Origin of the sequence: Rhodococcus shunpengi, assembly GCF_048381395.1 — a bacterium.
In the GTDB taxonomy this organism is placed as follows: Bacteria; Actinomycetota; Actinomycetes; order Mycobacteriales; family Mycobacteriaceae; genus Rhodococcus.
Window position 1 is genome coordinate 626181 of record NZ_JBLWIU010000034.1, and the last position, 24255, is coordinate 650435.

General features: G+C 69.1%; 12 protein-coding genes. 8 read left to right on the forward strand and 4 right to left on the reverse strand.

Annotation, left to right across the window (positions count from 1 at the left end; genetic code table 11):
* The first annotated feature begins 33 nt into the window (after nt 1–33).
* From ACNJ7K_RS23190 to ACNJ7K_RS23220, 7 genes are all read left to right on the forward strand, one after another.
* Complete coding sequence (locus ACNJ7K_RS23190; protein WP_120282503.1) at nt 34–318, forward strand: hypothetical protein; 285 nt, start codon at nt 34–36, stop codon at nt 316–318.
* Nucleotides 319–376: 58 nt separating this feature from the next.
* The gene (locus ACNJ7K_RS23195) at nt 377–1564 is read left to right on the forward strand and encodes an acyl-CoA dehydrogenase family protein (protein WP_487042230.1); all 1188 of its coding nucleotides are present in this window, start codon (nt 377–379) and stop codon (nt 1562–1564) included.
* 28 nt (nt 1565–1592) lie between these two features.
* Nucleotides 1593–2759, forward strand: coding sequence for an ABC transporter ATP-binding protein (locus ACNJ7K_RS23200; protein ID WP_120282505.1), 1167 nt, complete (start codon nt 1593–1595; stop codon nt 2757–2759).
* Between the two features lie 7 nt (nt 2760–2766).
* Entirely contained in the window at nt 2767–4500 is a 1734-nt protein-coding gene (locus ACNJ7K_RS23205; RefSeq protein WP_120282506.1) for an ABC transporter permease, read from the forward strand.
* Between the two features lie 112 nt (nt 4501–4612).
* Nucleotides 4613–5434 carry an SDR family oxidoreductase gene (locus tag ACNJ7K_RS23210; protein ID WP_159418403.1) on the forward strand — a complete coding sequence of 274 codons (822 nt, stop codon included), beginning with the start codon at nt 4613–4615 and terminating at the stop codon, nt 5432–5434.
* 92 nt (nt 5435–5526) lie between these two features.
* Entirely contained in the window at nt 5527–6852 is a 1326-nt protein-coding gene (locus ACNJ7K_RS23215) for a DUF2254 domain-containing protein (RefSeq protein ID WP_487042231.1), read from the forward strand.
* A 77-nt stretch (nt 6853–6929) separates the two neighbouring features.
* Entirely contained in the window at nt 6930–7139 is a 210-nt protein-coding gene (locus ACNJ7K_RS23220; RefSeq protein ID WP_006551530.1) for a hypervirulence associated TUDOR domain-containing protein, read from the forward strand.
* A gap of 17 nt (nt 7140–7156) precedes the next feature.
* On the opposite strand, the gene ACNJ7K_RS23225 is transcribed toward ACNJ7K_RS23220, so the two are convergent.
* From ACNJ7K_RS23225 to ACNJ7K_RS23235, 3 genes are all read right to left on the reverse strand, one after another.
* The gene (locus ACNJ7K_RS23225) at nt 7157–7672 is read right to left on the reverse strand and encodes a hypothetical protein (RefSeq protein WP_120282509.1); all 516 of its coding nucleotides are present in this window, start codon (nt 7670–7672) and stop codon (nt 7157–7159) included.
* The gene (locus tag ACNJ7K_RS23230; protein WP_268655672.1) at nt 7669–8250 is read right to left on the reverse strand and encodes a hypothetical protein; all 582 of its coding nucleotides are present in this window, start codon (nt 8248–8250) and stop codon (nt 7669–7671) included. Before ACNJ7K_RS23230 ends, ACNJ7K_RS23225 begins: the two co-directional genes overlap by 4 nt.
* Nucleotides 8251–8332: 82 nt before the next feature.
* Nucleotides 8333–9037, reverse strand: coding sequence for a DUF6875 domain-containing protein (locus tag ACNJ7K_RS23235; protein ID WP_159418400.1), 705 nt, complete (start codon nt 9035–9037; stop codon nt 8333–8335).
* Nucleotides 9038–9617: 580 nt separating this feature from the next.
* On the opposite strand from ACNJ7K_RS23235, the gene ACNJ7K_RS23240 reads away from it, so the two are divergent.
* Complete coding sequence (locus ACNJ7K_RS23240; protein WP_487042232.1) at nt 9618–23342, forward strand: amino acid adenylation domain-containing protein; 13725 nt, start codon at nt 9618–9620, stop codon at nt 23340–23342.
* Here ACNJ7K_RS23240 and ACNJ7K_RS23245 read toward each other — a convergent pair.
* Nucleotides 23321–23992 (reverse strand): TVP38/TMEM64 family protein, encoded by a 672-nt coding sequence (locus ACNJ7K_RS23245; RefSeq protein ID WP_487042293.1) that lies wholly within the window; start codon nt 23990–23992, stop codon nt 23321–23323. The genes ACNJ7K_RS23240 and ACNJ7K_RS23245 overlap by 22 nt on opposite strands.
* Nucleotides 23993–24255: the final 263 nt, after the last annotated feature.

Consider the following 24255-nt stretch of genomic DNA (forward strand, 5'->3'; position numbering starts at 1 on the left):
CCGGATCGGTCCCGGACGCGAGAGGAAAGAAACATGAAGGTCGGAGAACGTCTCAAGAGCCCCGTGTGCGGTGCCGAAGTCGTGGTCGTCCGAGTCGACGGCACGGTGACCGGACCCTTGCTGTGCGGAGGCGAACCGATGTCCGCCGATGCGGCGCCGGCCGCCGGCGGGGCGACGGACCAGGGTCTTCTCATCGGCAAGCGATACGAGGGTGGGGGAGTCGAGGTGCTGTGCGTACGTCCCGGCACCGGACCCCTCGCGATCGGCGACGCGGTTCTCGCCGAGAAGCAGGCCCGGCCCCTTCCGTCCTCGGACTGAGCAGATCCCGACGCCGGCATCAGCTCCCACGGCCGGCATCCCCAGGAAAGGCGACACCATGATTCTCTCGAGCGCGACCGGCGCGGAGGATACGGCGCTCCTCGTCGACACCATCCGAGCCGCCGTCGGCCGGGCCGACCCGGCGGACGGGCGGACCGATCGGGTCTACCGCGACGGTGCCCTCGACCGCGAACTGTGGTCCGTACTCGGCCGTGAGATCGGAATCGGCGCTCTCGCCGTCCCCGAGAATCTCGGCGGTCTCGGTACCTCTTTCGCCACCGTGGCAGCCGTTCTCGAAACCCTCGGTGCGGAATTGACCCGGGTCCCGGTCCTCGGCGGTGTCGTCGCCGCCGCGGCTCTCACCCGCTGCGCCGGACACCCCCTCGCCGGGGACCTCCTCGAAGGGATCGCCTCGGGCACACGGATTGTCGCCACGGTGGTCCCCGGGGACGAGTGCGACGCGCCGTCCGCCGAGAGCGCCTTCCGGGCAGTCGAAGGCAGCGGAGGCGTCACTCTCACGGGCCGAGTCGAGTTCGTGCTCGACGGAGCTGTGGCGGACACGATCCTGATCCACGCCGTCGACCGGTACGGTGCCCTGGGCCTCTACGCCGTCGACCGCGTCCATCTGGCGGTCGAACCGATGGAGAGCACCGACGCCACCCGGGGTCTGGCACGCATCCACGCCGAGAACGCCCCGGCCACCCTGCTCACCGACCGGCCCGAACCGGGCCGCGTACGCGATCGGGCCCTCGTGGCGCTGGCCTGCGACAGTCTCGGCGTCGCCCGCGCGTGCCTCGACGCCGCAGTGGCCTACGCGAAGGAACGCGTGCAGTTCGGCCGCCTCGTCGGCGAGTTCCAGGCCGTGAAGCACATGCTCGCCGAGGTGGCCGTGGCCGTGGAACTGGCCGACTCCGCTGTCGCACACGCGGTGTGGGCGGTCGAGGAGGGCACCGACGACGAGTGCGCCGAGGCAGCGGCCATCGCGGCGATCGCGTGCGGAGACGCTGCCGGCCTCGCCACTGCGACGAATGTCCAGGTGCACGGAGGCATCGGTTTCACCTGGGAGCACACCGCCCACCTGTACTACCGCCGGGCGCTGAGCTCGAGCGTGTTGTGGGGCACCGCCGACGAACACGCTCAGCGGCTGTATCGGCTCGCGACCGGCCGCGCAGACCGGGAAGGCGGCACCCCGTCCCCTGAACCCGTTCGCGAACCGGCACCCGCCCTGTTCGCCACCGAGCACTGATCTCCGACGGTCGGAAAGTGAGTACACGATGTCCCATGTCTCGATACGCCAGCTGCTGAAGAACTTCGACGGCAAGCCCCCGACGGTGGCCGTGGATCATCTCGACCTCGAGATCGAGGACGGCGAATTCCTGGTCCTGCTGGGCCCGTCCGGGTGCGGCAAGACGACGACCCTTCGCTGTCTGGCCGGCCTCGAGCAGCCTGCGAGCGGCTCCATCACCCTCGGCGACGAGGTGGTCTTCGACGGTGCCCGCCGCGTGAACCTGCCGCCCGACAAGCGCTTCATCGGCATGGTCTTCCAGTCCTACGCCCTGTGGCCGCACATGACGGTCCGCAAGAACATCGCCTACCCACTCAAGTCGCGCAAGCTCACCGACGCGCTCGCCGACGGCCGGGTCGAGGAGACCGCGGCGCTGGTGGACTGCGAACGTCTGCTCGACCGGCTCCCGGCGGAACTGTCCGGCGGGCAGCAGCAGCGCGTCGCTCTGGCACGCGGTCTGGTCTCCCATCCCGATCTCGTCCTGTTCGACGAGCCGCTCAGCAACCTCGATGCGCGCCTGCGCGATCAGGTCCGGGCGGAACTGCACGACCTGCATCAGCGCAAGCCGTTCACGGCGGTGTTCGTGACGCACGATCAGAGCGAAGCCCTGGCGCTGGGCACCCGCATGGCGATCATGCGCGCCGGCCGGATCGTCCAGATCGGTCCGCCGCGAGAGGTCTTCGAGGAGCCGGTCGACGAGTACGTCGCAGGCTTCACGGGCATGTCGAACCGGGTGCCCTGTGAGTACGTCGACGGACGCTGGTATGCGCTGGGCACCGAGATCCACGGCATGCAACCGCGGGCAGAGGCTTCGGTGGGTTCGTTCGTCCTGCGCCTACGACCGGAGAAGGTCCGGCTGGTGACCGACGTCGCGGACCTGCTGCCCGGTGAAGCCGGGATGGCCGTGCACATCGACGATGTCGAGTACGGTGGCCTGCACTTCGACGTGATGTGCTCGGTGGTGGGCGATGGATCGGTGCGCCGCCAGTTGCATGCCCGGATCCAGACATTCGACACGGCGCGCATGCCGCGCACGGTGAACCGCGGCGCGACGATGATCTTCGCCTTCGATCCGCTCGACGCGCGCACCTTCGACAACGACGGCACGGCACTGGCACTGCCCCGACAGGCGCTGACCGGCGCTCTGGTGGGGTGAGGCGGACATGGCTGTCATGACGTTGCCGACCGCCGAGGTCGGTGAAGCCCCTCCGAGTGTCCCCCGCGCGCTCGGGAACGACGCGGTGCGGGTCGTCGCGCGCCGCCTCGGCGTCGTCGCCTTCGTGGCGCTGCTCTGCTACCTGGTCGTGCTTCCGGTGGTGCGGTTGCAGGCGACGGCCTTCGAGGACGGAGCAGCCGGTTACGACCGTGCCTTCGGTCTGCCCCGCATCGGCCAGATCCTGTGGAACACCGTCGGCCTGGCGTTCGGCTCGTTGGTGATCGCGATGGTTCTCGGCACGGCACTGGCGTGGGCGGCGAACCGGCTTCCCCGACGCCTGGCCGTGTTGCAGATCCTGCCGATCCTGCCGATCGTGATCCCGGCCGTCGCTGCGATCGTCGGCTGGGCGTTCCTGCTCTCACCCCGTCCCGGCTACCTCAACGCGATGCTGCGGAACCTGCCGTGGTGGTCGCATCTCGAAGAGGGCCCGATCGACATCTACTCGATCCAGTGGATCGTGATCATCACCGGCTTCTCGCTGAGTTCGTTCGTGTACATGTTCGTCCGCTCGGGCTTCGAGAACATCAACTCGGAGATGATCGAGGCCGCTCAGGTCTCCGGGATGCCGGAATGGAAGGTCTTCTTCAAGATCACCCTGCCGTTGCTGCGCCCCACACTCATCTACGGCGCGGGCGTGGCACTTCTGCTCGGGCTCGGGCAGTTCACCGGTCCGCTGTTGCTGGGCACCAACACCGGGGTCAGCGTGCTGACCACGGAAATGTACTTCCAGATCAGCGACTCGCCGGCACAGTTCGCCACCGCGGCGGCCCTCGGCTCGCCGCTGCTGATCGTGGGGATCGTGGTGGTCTTCGCGCAGAAGGCGATGCTGGGCAATCAGCGCCGGTTCGTCACCCACGGCGGTAAGGCCTTCCGTTCGCAGGGGCGCCCGTCGAAGACCGGTGTGGCGATCATCCTGCTGTTCTCGTTGCTGTCGACGGTGCTGCCGCTGCTGGCGCTGGTGTTCGTCGCCCTGTCGCGCTACTGGAGTGGCACCGTCAACTTCTCGGCGCTGACCTTCGAGAACTTCGAAACGATCTTCTCCGGTACGGCGGTGCCCGCCGCGGTGGGCAACAGCGTGATGTTCTCCCTGATCGCGATGGCGATCGTCCTGCCCCTGGGCTTCGTCGCCGCGAACCTCATCGTGCGTGGCACGAAGTACCCGGTGCTGCGTGTGGTCACCGACGTGCTCGTGTCCATGCCGTTGGGAGTGCCGGCGGTCATCTTCGGCGCCGCCTTCCTGCTGACCTACACGCAGGGGCCGATCGTCCTCTACGGCACCTCGTGGGTGGTGATCCTGGTGTACGTGACGTTGATGCTGCCGTTCGCGACCCGGATGCAGCTGTCCTCGATGCTCGCCCTGGGTGAGACCTATCTCGAGGCGTCCCGGGTGAGCGGTGCCGGTTTCGTGGCCACCAACGTGAAGATCCTGTTGCCGCTCATGCGCGGCAGCCTCGGCGGGACCGCGGCCCTGTTGTTCGTTCTGCTCACCCACGAGTTCACGGCGTCGCTGCTGGTGCGGGCCTCGCAGACGCAGGTGATGGGCACCATCCTGTTCGAGTACTGGTCCAACGGTGGGTACCCGCTCGTCGCCGCTGTCGCCCTGGTCATGACCGGTGTCACCGCGGTCGGTGTCGCCGCGGCGATGCTGGTGGGCGGAACCGACGCGCTCAGCAAGATGTGACCACACGGATCGAGATGTCATCACGGGGCCCGGCGGCGAGTCGCTCGTTGCCGGGCCCGGTCTCGCCTGCCGCCCCGGCACGTCCGGGCCGGCACGAACGGAAGGACGACAGTTGACACACAGGACGACTCCGGATCATCTCCGGGACGCGGGTGTCGTCGTCACGGGAGCCGGTAACGGCATCGGCCGGGCTCTCGCCCACCGCCTCGCGCAGGCCGGCGCCCGTGTCGTGGTCAACGATCTCGACGCCGACGCGTGCGTCCGTGTCGCCGAGGAGATCGGTGGCGTCGCGGCACCGGGGGATGCGGCAGGGGAGCAGGGGGTCGCCGATCTGGTCGCCCGTGCGCGCGCCGCTCTCGGCGCCGTGGACGTGTGGTTCGCCAACGCCGGGGTCGAGACCGGAGGGGCCGAGAGCGAGGCGGCCTGGCAGCTGTCCTGGGACGTCAACGTCATGGGTCACGTCCGCGCCGCCCGGGCACTGCTGCCGGAGTGGCTCGATCGGGGCACCGGCCGGTTCGTGGTGACGGCGTCGGCAGCGGGACTGCTGACCATGCTCGGTTCCCCGGCGTATTCGGTGAGCAAGCACGCTGCCGTCGCCCACGCGGAATGGCTCTCGGCGACCTACGGGGACAAGGGCGTGATCGTCCAGTGCGTGTGCCCGCAGGGCGTCGCGACGGATCTGCTGCCCACCGACGCGGCAGGCCGGGTGATCTTCGAGAGCGGGGTGCTCACCCCGGACGAGGTCGCCGACCATATCGTCGGAGCCCTCGGCGACGACCGGTTCCTGATCCTTCCGCACCCCGAGGTGGCGGAGTACTACCGGCGGCGAGCATCGGACCCGGATCGGTGGCTACGCGCGATGCGACGAGTGCAGGACCGCATCGAGGTCGTCGCGCGAGAGGAGCGGATCCACCCCCTCCGGACGACCGGGTGAGAAGGTAGCACTTCCGGGGCGGAGACCGGTCGTGGTCGCTGTGCTTCGCGAGTCGGGTTGCCGCAGCCGTGGCTGTCGATAGCGTGGTCGACATGAGTGCTCTGCCGAGATCGTGGATACAGTTGCGGGTCGCAGCGGGCGTATACCGATTCCGGGAGAGCCTGTTCGCGCTGCCCGCGCTGGTCGTCGTCGCCGGAGCCGTGCTCGCGGAGGTGAGCGGCTACATCGATCGGGCCTCCGGCCCCTTCCCGTGGGGCATGAAGATGAACAGCAACGCCGCGATCTGGCTGCTGAGTACCGTGGCGGGTGCCACGATCACCACCGCCGGTGTCGTCTTCTCGTTGACCGTCGTGAGCCTGCAGTTGGCGAGCAGCCAGTTCTCACCGCGGGTGATGCGGTCCTTCATCCGGGATCGGGCCAGCCAGACGGTGATCGGGATGCTGGTGGCGACCTTCGTCTACTGCGTGCTGACGCTGCGCCACATCGGCGCGGACGACGCCGCACCCGCCCCGACACTGTCGACCACCCTTGCAGTGGTTCTCGCGGTGTCGACCGTGGTGCTCATCATCGCCTATCTCAACCGGCTGGCCCATGGTCTGCAGGTCGGGGAGGTGGTGCGCAGCATCGCCTCGGAGGCCGAGAAGGTCATCGCGAACACGAGCCGGAGTGCGCACCGCGAGATCCACGTCGACCGGGTGCCGGAGCCGGATTTCACCGAGGGGGCGACGGTGCACGCCCCGCGCGACGGCTGGGTGACCCAGGCGCCGGCCGAGCTCGTTCTCGCCGTGGTACCGCCGGGTGCGGTCGTGCGGATGGAGACGCGTCCCGGCGCGTACATCCACTGCGGGGAACCGCTGCTGCGGATCCATCCGAAGCCGGAACGGGCGGTGGTCCTGCGGCGGCTCGAGGCGGCCGTGGAGATCTCGAATGCGCGCACCATGCAACAGGACGTGGACTTCGCGCTGCGGCAACTCGTCGACATCGCGCTGCGCGCCCTCAGTCAGGCGATCAACGACCCGACGACCGCCACCGAGGTGGTGCTCCGACTCGGCAGTCTGCTGCGCACCCTGCTGGTCACCGACAGTCCGGTGCCGGCGATCGAGGGGGCGGACGGCCGGATTCTGCTGCGTCCGTGGATCCTGTCGCCCGACGAGTACATCGAGCACGCCTTCGAACAGATCCGGCAGGCCGGTTCGGCGCAGCTGCACGTGGCCACGGCGCTCGCCCGGGTTCTGCGCATGCTCATCGATCATCTCTCCGAGCAGCGGCGCACCGAGTCGGTACCGGCCTTGCAACACCAGTTGCGGCTGCTCGTCGACGCGGTGGTCGACCGGCCCGAGTTCCGTCCGGAGGACCTCGAACGTTTCCGTGCCGTCGCCGAGGGATCCGCGGATCCCGCGGAGCATCGGACGGACTGATCGACCTGGGGTGTAGGACCGATCGGAGACGGCTATCCGACTGTCACAGGAAGCGGGCCGAGCGGGAGGACGACGACATGGCGACCCACTTCTCCGTCGGTGACCACGTCCGATGGAACTCCGAGGCCGGATACGTCGAGGGTGTGATCATCGCGAAGCACACGGAGGACGTGGAGTTCAAGGGACGCACGCGGCGGTGCAGCGAGGACGAGCCGCAGTACGAGATCCGGAGCGACAAGACCGATCACGTCGCGATGCACAAGGGCAGTGCGCTGAAGAAGACCTGACGGTGGAGATCCCGGCGTCAGGTGATCAGCGCCTGCCCGACGCCGCACACCGCGACCGCCCACAGCACCGAGGTGGACGTGCCGATGATGAACTGTTCGGAAGCATTCGGTTCGCGTAGTTCGGGATAACGGGCGAGACCCTTCACCGCCATGATGACGGCGATCCCTTCGGGCCATCCGGCGAGGACGGAGGCGGTGACCGCTCCGCGTTCGAGCACGCCGATGACGCGTCCGCCGCGGAGCGGGCCCGGGGGAGGGGTGGGCTCGGGACCGGCGTCGGGTTGCCGGCGCGCGATCCGGAACGCCACGAGGACCGCGGGTCCGCCCCCGGTGATCGCCGCCGTGGCGGTGAGGATCAGCGTGGCCGCGAGCGCGACTCCCTGAACCGGTGTGGTCGCGGTGGCGGCGAGGGCGGCACCGGCGAGACCCGCGAGGCTCAGCGAGGCGGCCGGCCACACCGGCAGGCTCGGGCGCAGCGCGAGCGTGGGTGCGAGAGCGGCGACGGCCAGGCACACCAGTGAGAGGACGGTCAACGATCGGCCCTTTCCAGGAGTCGGCGCACGAGTTCGCGTCCGGCCAGTTCGGCCTGCCACCCGGCGGTGGCGAGGCGCTGGGATACCGCTTGCTTGCTGATGTCGAGACGCTCGGCGATCCGCGCCTGCGACAGACCCTGGCGAGCAAGATCGACCGCCTCGTGCCCCTGCTCGGTGCGGCGCAGGACGACGGTGGCGAGCAGGGTGAGCGCGGCGTCGACATCGGCGGTGGCCTCGGGGTCGTCACCTTCGGCCGTGACCTGCCCGGGTGCGCTCTTGGCGCGTTCGACAGCAGTGCGGGCATGTTCGAAGGCGGGTCCGCGGCCGGCGCGTGTCTGCTCGGGGAGCGGGGTCTCCACCGGGCCGATTCCCACCCCGATACTCCAGCGTTCTCTTCGGAGGAGGTCGAGGACGAGATCGACGACGAGAGCGGGATCGTCCGCGACGGCCTGGACCTCGTCGCCCGCGGTGCGATCGAAGGGCCGTACCAGCGGAACGTCCTGCAGTGCGGTGAGGAGGTCCGCCACGCGGTCGACATCGCGGCGGCTGCCCCGTTGGTCGACCGTCAAGACGAACATGGGTCAAGTGTGAGGGCTTGATTCAGGATAATCAAGACCTGAAGCTTGACGAATCGGGGTGCCGCGTGGCGATGCGTACGGGCTAGCGGGCCGGCTCGTTCCCCGTCAGCTCATGATGTGCGGTGATCGCGTCCACCGCATCGCCGTCGTACTTCATCCGTTTCGCGATGGTGAGGCGGAGTGTCGACGGCAGTGCCGGGGCGAACTTCTTGAAGTAGGCGCACAGCCATTCCTGGCGACCGACGAGAAACGGGAAATCGGTCGTCATCATGTTGCGGGCGACCAGCATCGGCAACGGGGCGTCGAGCGGATGGAAGTCGTGATTCCACAGACCCGGCTGGGTGCAGCCCGGGTAGAACTGGCCGAGCATGAAACCGTGTTCGACGAACCGCGACTTGAATTCCGCGTGGACGACGTCGATCACCTCGAAGCCGGTGAGGTCGGGCAGTACGGTCACGAGCGTCTTCAGGCTCCGGTCGCGATCGTCCTCGCGTGAGAGCGTCGTGTACAGGTCGAACTGGTCCTCCACGATCGTGCCGAGTGCCCCGGCGTCGATTGCGGGTCCGTGGACGAACGCGGCTCCGAAGAGCTGCTTGCCGATCGACGGACGAACGAACGGGCAGACGGGCCCGCTGCGGCCGAGGTCGGGGTTGGGTTCGGTGAGATACCCACTCGCCCACGTTCTCAACAGGTGGGCGCTCGCTTCGTCTGCGTACTCGGAGGTTTCACCGAACAGGTCCACCCAGACCGTGCCCGAACGAGGCCCGACTCGTCTCTGGATCGGCATCTGCGCTTCCTCCCTCCAGGGGGATGAATGTCGCGTGTCTGTGGGAACCGGGGAAGGTTCTTGGAAAGGATTGTCGGAAGGCTGTTTCGCGCAGCAGGCATACGACGAGTGGAAATTGTTGCAGCGCAAAATGTTCGACTGTTCCGGTCCGGCCTCGTGCATCGTCCGCTCTCGCGGGTCCCGTGCTCGTTCGACCGTCGGGCCGGGCGTGAATTCCCCTTCGTCCGGAGTTTACCGAAAGTTTTGCATTCTAAGTTTGTAAAACGAGCATAGCGCGGACGGAGGGTTTCTATCCATCCCATCAAACAAACCCAAGGTTTATGGCGTGAAAATGCCGAATGTCGGGATGTGTGAGCGTCGTCCTCTGCGTCATGTCCTGGTCGCATCTCGATCTCGTTCTGCTGCACAGCATTGCAGCAACCCCGTCCCCGTCCTACGCTGACGCATACATTTTCGAAGCGACGTGCCGACTCGGTCCTTCCCACTCGTGAGCTGTGCACGACGCTCGATGGCATCCGGCTCGACGAGACGCTCCCGTTCGACGCTGCCGCTGCACACACATCCTCGTGAAGGGGGCGCTGTGGCCACTCCCGTCGTAGGCACCGCGCACAACTCCGACGACGAGCGCGCGGGTGCGTTCCCGCTGACTCCGGCCCAGTACGGTATCTGGCTCGCTCAGCAACTCGTGCCCGAAGTCCCTTTCGTCATCGCCCAATACGTGGAATTCCGTGGAGAACTCGATCTCGAGCTGCTGAAGTGGGCGTCGACGACCGCCGGGCGGGAGTTCGAGACCGTCCTCCTGCGTCTCGTCGACGTGGACGGCCGTCCGTGCCAGGTCGTCGACCGAAACCTCGATGTACCCACCGAGGTCGTCGATCTCCGTGACGAATCCGATCCTCGGGGAGTGGCCGAGGAGTGGCTCCGGCGGGATGTGGAAGCACCCGTCGACCTGATGGCGGACCGGTTGTGCCGCATCGTGGTTCTGCGCACGGGTGATGCCAGTTACCTCGTGTACGTCAAGGCTCACCACATCGCGCTCGACGGGTTCGGAGCGATGATCATCGTCCGCAGGGGAGCCGAACTCTATTCCAGGGCACTCGCCTCCCGGAGTTCCGGCCAGGACGGGGTGTCGACGCCGGACAAGCCGCCGGCGGATCTACGGACGTTGTACGAGAAGGACCGGCAGTACCGCGCGTCGAGCCGGTTCGTCGCGGATCGTGAGTACTGGAGTGAGCGGATCCGCGACCTGCCGCACGTCGACACCACGGAGGTGCCCCCGGCGGTCCGGACCCTCACGGCGGAGACGGATCTGTCGGACACTGCGGACGTCTACCTGTCGGGGTCCCCGGCGATGCGGGATGCCTCCTCGGCCGCAGTGGTACTCGCGGCCGCCGCCTGTTTCTTCTCGCGGCGGTCGGGGCGGTACGACGTGCTCGTGAACATCCCGGTGTCGGCGCGGACGACGGCCGAGCTGCGACGGTCCGCCGGAATGCTCGTCAACGTGGTTCCCCTGCGGATCCGGGTGGATCCGAGCGAACCCGTCGAGGATCTCGTCCGGCGGATGCAGGTCGAGCTCGTCGGAGCCCTCCGACACCAGGCGTGCGGACTCGACGACATCCGCCGGGCGACATCCGAACCGGTGTCCCGATTCTCGGTCCCGCTGGTCAACGTCATGCTGTTCGATCAGCAACCCGTACTGGGGGACATCGTGGGAACACCACATGTCCTGTCGCGCGGGCCCGTCGGGGACCGGCTGATCACCGTCCACCGCCGCAGTGCGCCGGCCGGCACCGTGATCGAATTCCGGGCGAATCCGAACCGATACGAGGAGAACGAGATACAGGCGCAGTGCATCTGTTTCACGGAGATCCTCGAGCAGTTCGTCGCAGCCGACCCTCGAACGCCGGTCGGTTCGATCCATCCGCCGAGCGCCGGAGCGGCCGCCCCCCGCTACCGGCGGAACACCGTGCTCGATCACTGGCGGCACCTTCTGGCCGGCGCACCCACCCCGCCCGCACTGTCACCGTCCACGCCGGCACCCGCCGGTGGACGGACGGGCAACGCGGGATCTGCTTCGGCGTGGGCGCAGTTCGTCCATCCCCTCGGCAGCGGACCGGGCCGAGCGAGCGCCGAATGTGCCGACGATCGTCTCCCGATCCTGCACGCTGCCACCGCGATCCTCGTTGCCAGGTCGGGTGGTACCGACGACGTCGTCCTCGGTGTCCCGGTCCCGGCCGGTACCACTCATGTGCGCACGGTCCTGCCGGTGCGCACCCGAGTGCGCCTCGACGAGCCGTTCCGAGATCTCCTCGAGGACATCTCCCGTGGGACTCGGGACGCTCTCGCACATGCCGACGTATCTGCCGCGACACTGCTCGACGCGCTGGCGCCGACACGGAACGGATCGCACACCCCACTCTTCCGCATCACCGTCGAAGGACGGGGCGATGCGGACAGGAAGGTGGAGAACACCGTCCTCGGCGACGTCGGCCTGCGTATCGATCTGGAGCGTCCGCAATCCGGCGACGGTGCCGGACGCGAGTCGACGTCCGCGGACGTGCTCCGCATCCGATACACCACGGACGCCTACACCGCGCCGACCGTCGAGCGCATCGCCCGCCGACTGGAACGGATCCTCCTGGCCGTCGAAGAGGATCCGGAGATACGGGTCGGCGACCTCGATCTGCTCGACGCAGCCGAACGGACCGCACTCGTTCCCGTGACGGGTCCGCCGCCGGTGACCGAACGTCTGCTGCCGGAAATCCTCACCGACGCTGCACTCCGCACCCCCGCGGCCACCGCAGTGTCGTGCGGCGAGACCCGGATCGACTACCGGGAACTCGATGAGCGGTCGAATCGGCTGGCCCGCATGCTCATCGAGCGCGGCGCAGGACCGGAACGTTTCGTCGCGATCGGCATGGCCCGGTCCGTCGACTCGATCGTCTCGATCTGGGCCGTGGCGAAGACGGGCGCGGCCTTCGTCCCGGTGGACCCCGCCTATCCGCCCGCCCGGATCGAGTACATGCTGCGCGACTGCGGCGCCGTGCTCGGACTCACCACCATCGGCGAACGGTCCCTGCTTCCCGGCACCGTGCCGTGGACCGTGGTCGACGATCCGGAGGTGGTCACGGAGACGAAGCGATACACCGGGTCTCCGGTGACCGATACGGACCGGTGCGCGCCCGCGCGTTCGGATCAACCCGCCTACCTCATCTACACCTCCGGATCGACGGGACAGCCGAAAGGCGTGGTCGTCACCCACCGGGGACTGTCGAACCTCGTCGCGCACACCCGCACGCTCGCCGGCCACGACGCGCGGGTCTGGCACGGGACATCCCCGAGCTTCGACCTGGCGGTACTGGAGTTGCTCGTCGCGTTCGGCTCGGCGGCGCACCTGGTGATCGGCCCACCCGGCGCGTCCGCCGGTCACGACCTCGCACATGCGTTGCGCGCCGAGCGGATCACCCACTTCTGCACCACTCCTGCGGTCCTCGCAACGATCGATCCGGCGGTCCCCGAGGACCTGTCCTTCGTGAGCGTCGGCGGTGAGGACTGCCCGACCTGGCTCGTGGAGAAATGGGCGCCGGGCCGCCGCATGGTCAACGGGTACGGGCCGAGCGAGATCACCGTGCAGATGGCCTCGGAGGACCTCGTGCCCGGCAGACCGGTCACCGCAGGCACACTCGGACCCGGATTCCGTTCCGTCGTGCTCGACGCACGCCTGAATCCGGTGCCGCCCGGGGTGATCGGCGAGCTGTATCCGTCAGGACGTGCCCTGGCGCGGGGTTACCACCGGCGGCCAGGGACGACGGCGACGCGGTTCGTCGCGGACCCGTTCGGGCCACCGGGGTCGAGGATGTACCGCACCGGCGATCTCGTGCGGTGGTCGACGTGCGACGAGAGCACCGCAGAGATCGCCTCGGATCTGCGCCTGATCTACGCCGGGCGCGCCGACCTCCAGGTCAAGGTGCGGGGGCGGCGCATCGAACTCGGCGAAGTGGAAGCAGCACTGCTCCGCCACCCCGACGTCGAGCAGGCCGCGGCGGTGGTTCGGCGCGAGACCGGATCCGACCGGGTGGTGGCGTACGTCGTGCCGCGCACCGGTACGGCGCCGGCTCCCGCAGCGATTCGTGATGCGCTCGCGACGGAACTCCCGGATTTCATGGTCCCGGCTGTGGTGGTGCCGCTGGCAGCTATGCCGATCACGGCCAACGGCAAGCTGGACCGTGCCGCGCTGCCGGCCCCGGACCGCCGGGGCGTGCTCCATCGTCCTCCGCGCACGGGGTTGGAACGGACTCTCGCGGGGGTCTTCGCGGACGTTCTTCATCTGTCCCCGGATCGGGTCGGCGTCGACGACAACTTCTTCGAACTCGGAGGCGATTCCCTGTCGGCGACCGGTGTCGTGGCGGGGATCCGGTCCGCACTGCACGTCGAAGCACCCATCAGGATGCTCTTCGAAGCACCGACGATCGCCGAGCTGGCACCGCGACTCGCGGACTGCGGTGTCGCCCGGACGCCGTTGACACCCCGACGTCGACCGGACCGGATCCCGTTGTCCTACGCGCAGTCCCGGTTGTGGTTCATCCACCGCTACGAAGGTCCGTCGCCGACCTACAACATCCCCATGGCGGCACGCCTGACCGGACGGGTGGACATCGACGCGATGAGGGCGGCGTTCGCCGATGTCGTGGGGCGCCACGAGTCCCTGCGCACGGTCTTCGAGGAATCCGACGGAGTCGCCTTCCAGCGCATCCTGCCGGTCGAGCGGACCTCATTGTCGCTGCCTGTGCGGGCAGTGACCGCCGACGAAGAGCAGGCCACCGTGCGCGCCGAGGCGCGGCGGCCCTTCGACCTGTCCACCGACATCCCGGTGCGGGCCACCCTGCTGCAGACGGGTTCCGACGACCACGTGCTGGTGCTCGTGCTGCATCACATCGCCGGCGACGGCGCGTCGATGGTGCCGCTGGTGCGCGACATGCTGCTGGCATACGCGGCCCGATCGGCCGGGACCGAACCGCGATGGGATCCGCTGCCGGTGCAGTACGCCGACTACACCCTGTGGCAACGGGAGGTGCTGGGGGACGAGGACGAGACGGGAAGCATCCTGCACCGGCAGTTCTCCTACTGGCGAGAAGAACTCGCCGAGGTCCCGGAATGCCTTTCTCTTCCGCTCGACCGTCCCCGCCCCGCGGTGCAGTCCTTCCGCGGTGGCCGGGTGGAGTTCACGATCCCCGCGGAGCTGCGCCTCGCGACCGACGACCTGGCTGCCGAGCACGGGGCCACCGCGTCGATGGTCTTCCAGTCGGCACTCGTGGTGCTCCTGCACAAGCTCGGTGCGGGAGACGACATCACGATCGGTGGTCCGGTGGCCGGGCGGACCGACGAGGCTCTCGTCGATCTCGTCGGATTCTTCGTCAACACCTGGGTGCTGCGCGTGGACGGCATCACCGGACGATGGACGCTCGCCGATGTCCTCGACCGCGTGCGGGCCAAGGCGCTGGCCGCCTACGAGAACCAGGACGCGCCCTTCGAACGGTTGGTGGAGCTGCTCGCCCCGGCGCGCTCGACCGCCCATCATCCGCTGTTCCAGGTCGCATTCGCGTTGCAGAACAACCCGCTGCCGAGCCTGGACCATCCGGACATCCACGTCGAGATGCTGCCCGTCGCGACCGACATCGCGCGGTTCGACCTGTACATCAGCGTGTCGGAACGCGTGTCCACCGAGGACGGCAGGCTGCTCGGCAGCATCGAATACGCGAGCGATCTGTTCGAGCGCGACACCGTCGAACGATTCGCGGACCGGTATCTCCGTGTCCTCGATGCCCTCGTGAGATCGCCGCACCGGCGGGTCGACGCTGTCGACCTGCTCGATCGGTCGGAGCGCGACCTGCTCCTCGACGCGTGGAGCGGTCCGGCTGCCATCACTGCTGATCGGACGGTGCCGGCGGTGCTCGCCGAGCGGGTCGCGGCGACACCGGACGCACCGGCGCTGACCAGCGTCGTCGGCCGATGGACGTACCGTGACCTCGATGCCCGGGCCAACCGGCTGGCTCGTCTGCTCGTCGAGCTGGGTGTGGGGCCCGAGACCGTGGTGGTCGTCGCCCTCGACCGATCCCCGGCACTGGTCGTCGCCCTTCTCGCGGTGTCGGCGGCGGGTGGCGCCTATCTGCCGTTGGACCCCGCCTATCCGAGCGAACGCACCGCCTTCGTCCTCGCCGACGCCGCGCCCCGCGTCCTGGTCACCGACAGTCGATTCACCTCACATGCGACCCCCGCCGTCGTGGTGATCCTCGACGAGACGGGCCGCCCGACGTCCCACGCCCTGCCCGGCGATGCGCGACCGCTCACCGACGACGACAGGATCGCGCCCCTGCACCCCTCGAACACCGCGTACACGATCTACACGTCCGGTTCCACGGGTGTCCCGAAGGGAGTGGCCGTCACGCATCGGAACCTCGTGCACCTCGTCGAGCACGGATGGACCGATTCGCGACCGCGACACCGGATGTCGCTGGTGTCCTCACCGGGTTTCGACGCGTCGGTGTACGAGATCTGGCCCGCCCTGATCGGCGGTACCGAACTGGTGCTCGCGCCACCCGGCCTGCTCGATCCATCGACCGTCGCGCGGATGATCTCCGAACACGGTGTGACGACGATGTTCGTTCCGACACCGCTGTTCCACGCCCTCGCCGACCCCACCGTCGTGCCGGCGCGGGTCTGGGACGGTGTGGACCAGGTGGTCACGGCCGGTGACGTGCTGTCCCCGGAGGTCGCACGTCGCTTCCGCGAATCGCATCCCTCGACGTTGCTCGTCAACGCGTACGGACCGACGGAAACGACGGTGTGCGCGACGATGTACCTCGTCGAGGACGCGTTCGCCCGAGGAGAGCGCGCGTCGGTCCCGATCGGCACATCGATCCCGGGAGTCGCGGTCCTCGTCCTCGACGCCGGACTGCTGCCGGTGCCGCCCGGTGTCCCCGGCGAGTTGTACATCACCGGGGACGGGGTCTCTCGCGGATATCCCGGTCGTCCGGCCACGACCGCGGCGCGATTCGTGGCATCCCCGTTCGGCGGGCCGGGGGAGCGGATGTACCGCACCGGTGACATCGTGCGGTGGATCCGCTCGACGAGCGATGCCGAGGGCCCGGGCGGGCACCTGGAATTCGTGGGCCGCTGCGACGATCAGGTCAAGGTCCGCGGTTTCCGGGTCGAACCCGGTGAGATCGAAGCGGTCCTGGGTGCGCATCCGGCGGTGGCCCACACGGCCGTGGTCGTGCGGGAGACTCCGGGGCACCACGAGACCGGACGACTGGTCGCGTATGTCGTGCTCGACCGGGAGCAGACACTGCTCGCCGACCCGACCCGCGCGACCGGCACCGTCGAGCGGTGGAGGGCACTGTACGACGACGTGTACTCCACGCCGCCACAAGAGGACACCGGTGACACCGGCACCTTCGCGGGTTGGAACGCCACCGACACCGGGCAGCCCATTCCGGTCGAGCAGATGCGGGACTGGCGCGACGCCGCCGTGCGGGCCGTCCGGCGGCTCCGGCCCCGACGCCTGCTCGAGATCGGCGTGGGCTCCGGTCTCCTGCTCCGAGAACTGGCCCCCGACTGCGCCGAGTACTGGGGCACGGACTTCTCGGCCCCGACGATCGAGACGCTGCGCTCCGCCGTGCGATCGCAGCCGTGGGCCGATCGGGTGACGTTGAGGACGCAACCGGCGCACGCGACCGAGGGGTTGCCGCAGCGGTACTTCGACACCGTCGTGCTCAATTCGGTGATCCAGTACTTCCCGGATGCGGCGTATCTGCTCGAGGTGCTCCGGAAGATCCTGCTGCTGCTCGCACCCGGCGGATCGGTCCATCTCGGCGATGTCCGGAACCAGGCGCTGCTGCCGTACTTCGCTGCCGCGGTGGAACTCGCCCGTGCCGACGGCACCGAGACCGCGGACACGATCCGCGAACGCGTCCGCCGTGCCACGCTCTCCGAGAGGGAACTGCTGCTCGCCCCCGAGTTCTTCGCCGGCCTGGCCGGTCGTCTGCCGGGTGTCACCGGGGTCGACATCGAACTCGGCCGGATGCGGACGGCCAACGAACTCGGCTTGTACCGCTACAGCGTGGTGCTGCACACCGGTACCGGACCCAGGTCGCTCGCCGACGTTCCGTGCCGGTCCTGGGCGGGATTCGGAACACTCGCCGCGCTCGCCGACCACCTACGGACGGATCGTCCCGACGCCCTGCGCGTGTCCGGCGTACCGCACACCGCCCTGCAGTCCGTGATGGCCGCGACGACCTCCCTCGATGCGATGCCCGGCCACGCGTTCGTACCGGAACCGGACCCCCGGCCACGATCGGACGGCATCGGTCCTGCGGACTTCGATCTGCTCGGCGCCGAACTCGGCTACCGGGTCGCCGTGACCTGGTCGCAGGAACCGGGATCGATGGAGGTGATCGTCCTCCGCGACGACCCGGACGACAGGGCCGATGCAGCGCTGACCGACGTCTACCGTCCGGCCGACGACGTCGGCAGCCTCGCGCGCTACGTCAACGACCCCGCCGCAGAGGAGCGACTCGACGACGTCCGTCGCTTCGTCCGGGAACGGTTGCCCGACTACATGGTTCCGGCCGCGTTCGTCCACATGGCCGACCTCCCGGTGACGGTGCACGGCAAACTCGACCGCCGCGCACTGCCGGCCCCGGAGGTCGCGACGCGGAGCGAGGGCTACATCGCACCGACCACCGACACCGAACGGGCTCTCGCCCGGGTGTTCGCCGACGTGCTCGGCGTCGACCGGGTGGGAACACAGGATTCGTTCTTCGCCCTCGGCGGCGATTCGATCATGTCGATCCAGCTGGTCGCGCGGGCCAAAGCCGCGGGACTGGTGCTCTCGCCCCGAGATGTGTTCGAACACAAGACCGTTGCAGCGCTCGCCGCGGCGTTCACCACAGCCGGACCGGCCGCGCCGACGCTCGAGGAACTGCCGGGTGGCGGCGTCGGCGACGTTCCGCTCACCCCGATACTGCGGTGGCTGGTCGGGAGCGGCCGAACGTATCCGGGTTTCTGCCAATCGGTGTCGGTTTCGCTGCCGGGCCGACTCCGCGAGGCCGACCTTCTCGCGGCCCTGCAGGCGGTCGTGGATCGGCACGACATGCTGCGAGCGCGGTTCTACGCGGAGCCCGGAGCGGCTGACGAGCTGCGCCTGGAGACACGGCCGATCGGCTCCGTCTCGGCGTCGACGATGCTGCGTCGCGTCCGGGTGGACGATCTGACGGGGCCCGAATTCACCGCGATCGCCGCTGCCGAGCATGCTGCCGCGACCGGACGGTTGGATCCCGGCAGGGGAGTGATGTTGCAGGCGGTGCAATTCGAGGCGGGACCCGCGTCGCGGCTGTTGCTCGTGGCACATCATGCCGTGATCGACGGTGTCTCCTGGCGAATCCTGTTGGGCGACCTCGCTGCTGCGGCGGCTCGACTCGAACACGGACTCGACCCGGATCCCGCACCGACGGGCACCTCGATGCGCCGCTGGGCGCACGGTCTCGTCGAGGCGACCCGCCGCGGCACGCGCGCGGCCGAGCTGCCGTTCTGGATCTCGACCCTGTCGGGTCCGGATGCGCTGCTCGGCGCCAGAGAGCTGGACCCCGCGGTCGACGTCGGGGCCACCGTCGACACCGTCACCGTCGAGGTTCCCGCCCCCACGACCACCGCGCTGCTGACCGTCCTCCCGGCGGCCTTCCACGGGAGCATCGTGGACGGTCTTCTCGCAGCGCTGGCCGGAGCCGTCGTCGCGCAGCGCGCCGAGCGCGGGATCGACCTCGCCCGGGTGCTCGTGGCGTTGGAAGGCCACGGCCGGGAGGAGCAGGTCGTGCCGGGAGCCGATCTGTCCCGGACGGTCGGATGGTTCACCGCGGCCTATCCGGTGCGACTGGACCTGGCCGGTATCGACGTGGAGGCCGTGGAACGCGGCGGCACCGCAGCGGGAACCGCGATCAAGACTGTCAAGGAACACCTGCGTGCCGTTCCCGACCACGGGATCGGATACGGGATGCTGCGGTATCTCGACGACGAGGGCCGCGCCGCGCTCGAAGCCCTGCCGGCACCCCGGCTCGCCTTCAACTTCCACGGCCGGAGCACGCTGCCGGACGCCGTCACGGACATCGAATTCGGCGGTGGCCTCGATCCCGCTCAGCCGGTACCGGCGGTGATCTCCGTCAACGCCATGGTCGTCGACACCGCCGACGGTCCGGTGCTGCGCGCGGATCTCGCCTATGCGACCGGGGTCATCGCCCGCCCGGAGGTGTCGGATCTGGCCGAACGGTGGCGACGCATGCTGAGCGGCCTCGCCCGGCACGTCGCCGAACCGGGCGCGGGAGGGCACACCCCGTCGGATCTGCCGCTGGTCCCGTTGAGCCAGGAACGCCTCGACGAGCTCGAGCGCCGTTATCCCGGCCTCGAGGACGTGTGGCCCCTCACCCCCTTGCAGACCGGCTTTCTGTTCCATGCCCTCCGGAACGATTCGCTCGACGCGTACACGGTGCAACTGACCCTGCACCTGGGCGGTGTCGTCGATCCGCGACGCCTCCGGCGGGCGGTGGCCGCCCTGGCGGCGCGGCATCCGAACCTGCGGGTGAACTTCGTCTTCGACGGGGAGTCCCCGCCCGTGCAGGTCGTGCAGGCATCGGTCGAACTGCCGCTGTGTGAGCGGGATCTGAGCGACCTGGATCCTGATGACCGTGCGTCGGAACTGGCCCGTCTGCAGACCGAGGACCGGACGCAGCGTTTCGACACGGCGCACGGACCGCTGGTGCGCTTGAGCCTGGTCAGGATGGGACCGGACGATCACCGGCTGGTGTTCACGAACCACCACATCCTGCTCGACGGTTGGTCGGCGCCGTTGCTGCTGAAGGAACTCCTCGTGCTGTACGGCACCGATGCGGACACCGGGGTTCTCCCGCCGGTACGTCCCTACCGGGACTATGTGCGGTGGCTCGTGCAGCAGGACCCGGCGCCCGCCCGCGATGCCTGGTCGCGGTACCTGGCCGGTCCGGATCGGCCCACGCTGGTCGCCCCGGACGCCGAGCAGACCTTCGTGCAGGCTCTGTCCGAGGAGACCACCTGGGCGCTCGATCCGGCGGACACCCGGCGCCTGGAGGCCTTCGTCCGGGACCACGGGCTCACCGTCGGCACGGTGGTGCAGGTCGCGTGGGGGATCGTGCTGGCGAAGCTCACCTCGCAGCGCGACGTCGTGTTCGGATCGACCGTCTCCGGGCGGCCCGCGGAGGTCGACGGGGTCGAGGAGATGATCGGTCTGTTCGTCAATACCGTTCCCGTGCGGGTCCGGCTCGACCCGTACGAAACCCTCGCAGCGCTCGTCGAGCGGATCCGAGTCGAGCAGACCGCACTGCTCGACCGGCATCACCTCGGTCTCACGGAGATCCAGCAGGTCGCCGGACCGGCTGCCGGGTTCGACACCCTGACGGTGTTCGAGTCGTACCCGGTCGACCGTGCCGCTCTGTCCGATGCGGTCGACATCGCGGGCATGCAGGTGCGCGAGGTCACCGGACACGACTCCGGCCACTATCCGCTGACTTTGATCGCGCACGTCGACGACGCGCTGCGGCTGCGACTGAGCTACCGTCCGGATCTGTTCGACGGGGCCGCGGCCGACGCGATCGTGTCGCAGGTCGCCCAGGTCCTCGAGGCCGTCGTCGATCGGCCGGAGGTGCCGCTCGGTCGTCTCCGCCTGTTCGGGGACGAGGTGTCGGTCGTGTCCGCTCCCGGCACCGCCCCTTCACGGACGTGGGCGGAGATCCTCGACGACTGGATGGCGCGGTCCCCGGAGTCCGTCGCCGTCGTCGACGCAGGCAGGCAATGGACCTACGCGGAGCTGGACGAGCGGGTCGAGCGGCTCGCACATCTGCTCGTCTCCCGCGGAGCAGCACCGGAGACCACCGTCGTGGTGGCGATGCGGCGGTCGTTCCTGCGGGTCGTCGCCATGCTCGCCGTCGTCCGCGCCGGTGCCGTCTACGTGCCCGCCGACCCCGACCAACCCCGCGACCGCGTCACCGCGATGATCCGGACGGTCACACCGCTCTGCGTGCTCGTCGACGGACCCGAACCGGCGGTGCCCGACGATGTATCCGTCGTGCCGGTTCGGGACATGGACGTCGACGGTGCGCCGGCAACGCCGGTGCCGGACATCAACCGCCGCGCTCCGGTGCGCGCCGACAACGCCGCGTATGTCGTCTTCACGTCCGGATCGACGGGCACGCCGAAGGGGGTGACCGTGACGCATCGCGGCATCGCCGAGTTGGTCGATCGGCTCTCGACGGTCGCCGACCGCGAGTCGCGAGTCGCGCAGGCGATGCTTCCGGTGTTCGATGCCTCGCTGCTGGAAACGATCGTCGCGTTCTCGGCCGGGGCACGGCTCGTCGTGGTGCCGCCCGGCATTGCCGCCGGTGACGACCTCGAGCGTGTCCTCGCCGACGAGGAGATCACGCACCTGTACACCACACCCGCGGTGTTGGCGACGCTGGATCGGGACGCGCTGCCGGCCCTCACCTTTGTGAGCGTCGGTGGGGAGGCGTGCCCGCCGTCCCTGGTGGAGACGTGGGCCCGGAGCCGTCACATGGTCAACGGCTACGGTCCGAGCGAGGCCACGGTGATGTCGAACCTGCTCGATCCGCTCGTCCCCGGCGAGAATCCCACCGTGGGGCCGCCGATACCCGGTTTCGACGAGTACCTGCTGGACTCGTATCTGCAGCCCGTGGCCGGCGGCGCGGTGGGGGAGTTGTACCTCGCCGGACCGGGTCTGGGGCGAGGGTATGCGGGACAACCCGGCCTGACGGCGACGCGTTTCGTCGCCGACCCCCTCGGCGCCCCGGGGCGCCGGATGTACCGCACCGGAGATCTGATGCGCTGGACCCGCACCGCGGCGGGCGCCGAGCCCGTCTACGTCGGGCGCAGTGACTTCCAGATCCAGCTGCGCGGTCTGCGCATCGAGCTCGAGGAGGTCGAGGCGGCACTGCTCCGGCATCCGGCCGTTGCCCAGGCGGTGGTCGTGGTGCGCGACGACGGCAGCGGCGACCGGCTCGTCGGATATGTGGTGCCCACCGGGACCGTTCCGATCGAGGCGCCCGAGATCCTGCATTTCGCGGCCACCCGGCTGCCGCGGTACATGGTCCCGTCGGTGATCGTCGTGCTACCGGGCCTGCCCGTCACCCCGAGCGGGAAGGTGGACAGGTCGGCGTTACCGGCGGCCGCGCCGGTCGGGGCTGCCTACCGGGCGCCGCGCACGCCGACCGAAGGTGCCGTCGCCCGCGCGTTCGCCTCCGTCCTCGAACGGGACCGGATCGGGATCGACGACAACTTCTTCGACCTCGGCGGCAACTCGCTCGCCGCGACCGCCGTGGCATCGAAGCTGCGCAGCGAGCTGGGCCGGGAAGTTCCGCTGTCTCTGGTCTTCCTCGACCCCACACCGGCCGGCCTCGCGGATCGCCTCGACGAGGCGACCACGACCACTGCTCCGACGACCGGCATGTTCGATGTGCTGATCCCCCTGCGCGGGCACGGTCACCGCCCACCGGTGTTCTGCGTACATCCCGCGATCGGCTTGTCCTGGGTGTACGCGGGACTGCTGCGCCACCTGCCGGATCGGCCGGTGTACGGGCTGCAACTGCCGTACCTCTCGGGCGGACCCCTCGACGCGACACCCGCCGAACTGGCACACCGCTACGTCGGGGAGCTGCGGGCCGTGCAACCGCAAGGTCCGTACACCGTGCTCGGCTGGTCCCAGGGCGGACTGATCGCCCATCACATGGGTGTCGAACTGCGTGCCGCGGGGGAGCCCGTCGATCTGGTCGTCCTCGACTATTACCCGCTCGAACGCGAGCGGCGTGCCCACACCCACGCGGAGCTGCTGGCGGGACTGGGCATCGAACTGACCCACGCGACGCCGGACGAGATGACCTGCGAGCAGCTGCTCGACGCGGTGAACCGCAGTCTCGGGCACGAGACCGGACTGTCCACCGCCGACCTGGAGCGGATCCTCACCGCCTATGCGCACGTCCATCGGGCCGCGCCGACGCTCGACCTGCGATGTTTCGACGGCGACCTGCTGTTCGTCGCCGCGGCGCGATCGCTCGGCACGGGCGACGGTGCGTCACCGGCCCTGTGGCGGCCGTGGGTGTCCGGCACGATCACCGAGCACACGATCGACTGCGACCATCTGGAGATGATGACCCCGGCCGTGCTCGCCGTCCTCGGCCCGACCCTGGCCGACTATCTCGACGCCGGATCCTGATCCGGATCGACGACGGCGTCGAGCGCCGAACCGGCGGGCTCGGGGAGTCGGGCCTCGAGCAACAGCCCGGCGAGACCGAGCGCGATGCACACCCCGGTGATCACCATCAGTCGCGGATCGGTCTGCCCGGTCAGAGCGTCACCGAGGAGCACCACCGCCACGGTGCCCGGCAGGATGCCCACGACCGTCGCGAGTGTGTAGGGGACGAGACGGACCGCCGAGACCGCGCAGCAACAGTTCACGACGAAGAACGGGGCGGCGGCGATCAACCGCAACGAGCCGACCGCGAGCCATCCGCGGCGTGCCAGCCGCAGATCGATCGCTTTCGCCGCCGGGTGTGTGAGACGCGATTCCACGGCCTTGCGTCCGACGGCCCGCACGAGCAGGAACGCGAGGACGGCGCTGACCGTGGAGGCGGCGACCGTCACGCCGATGCCGACGGCACTGCCGAACAGCACGCCGGCGCTGAGGGTGAACACCGTGCGCGGAATCGGGGCGATCGTGACCAGGGCGTGGACGGCGAAGAACGCCAGGACCAGTGCCGGGCCGTGCACGGATTCCGACCACTCCCGGATCTGGGCGATCGTCGGATGCGGCACCACGAGAGCTACGACGACGAGCGCCGCCACCAGGCCCAGGATGCCGAGCACTCTGCGGTCTGCGGCAAGCCTCGTCACGAGCGTCCACATTACCGGCCGGGCGGTCTCTGCTTCCCCGCGAGCAGAGTGGTGAAGGCGGCACGATACCGTTCCGGTCGAGGACGTCGTTATCGAGCGCTAGAAAAACTGTGGTGATCCCCACAACGACCGCGCGGTGTGTGGGGATAGCATCACACCGAAGGCAACCTACCCTTTTCGAGGTTGTCCACCTCCGGCCGACAACGCCGTCCGTACAAAGCCTGCAAACCCGCAGT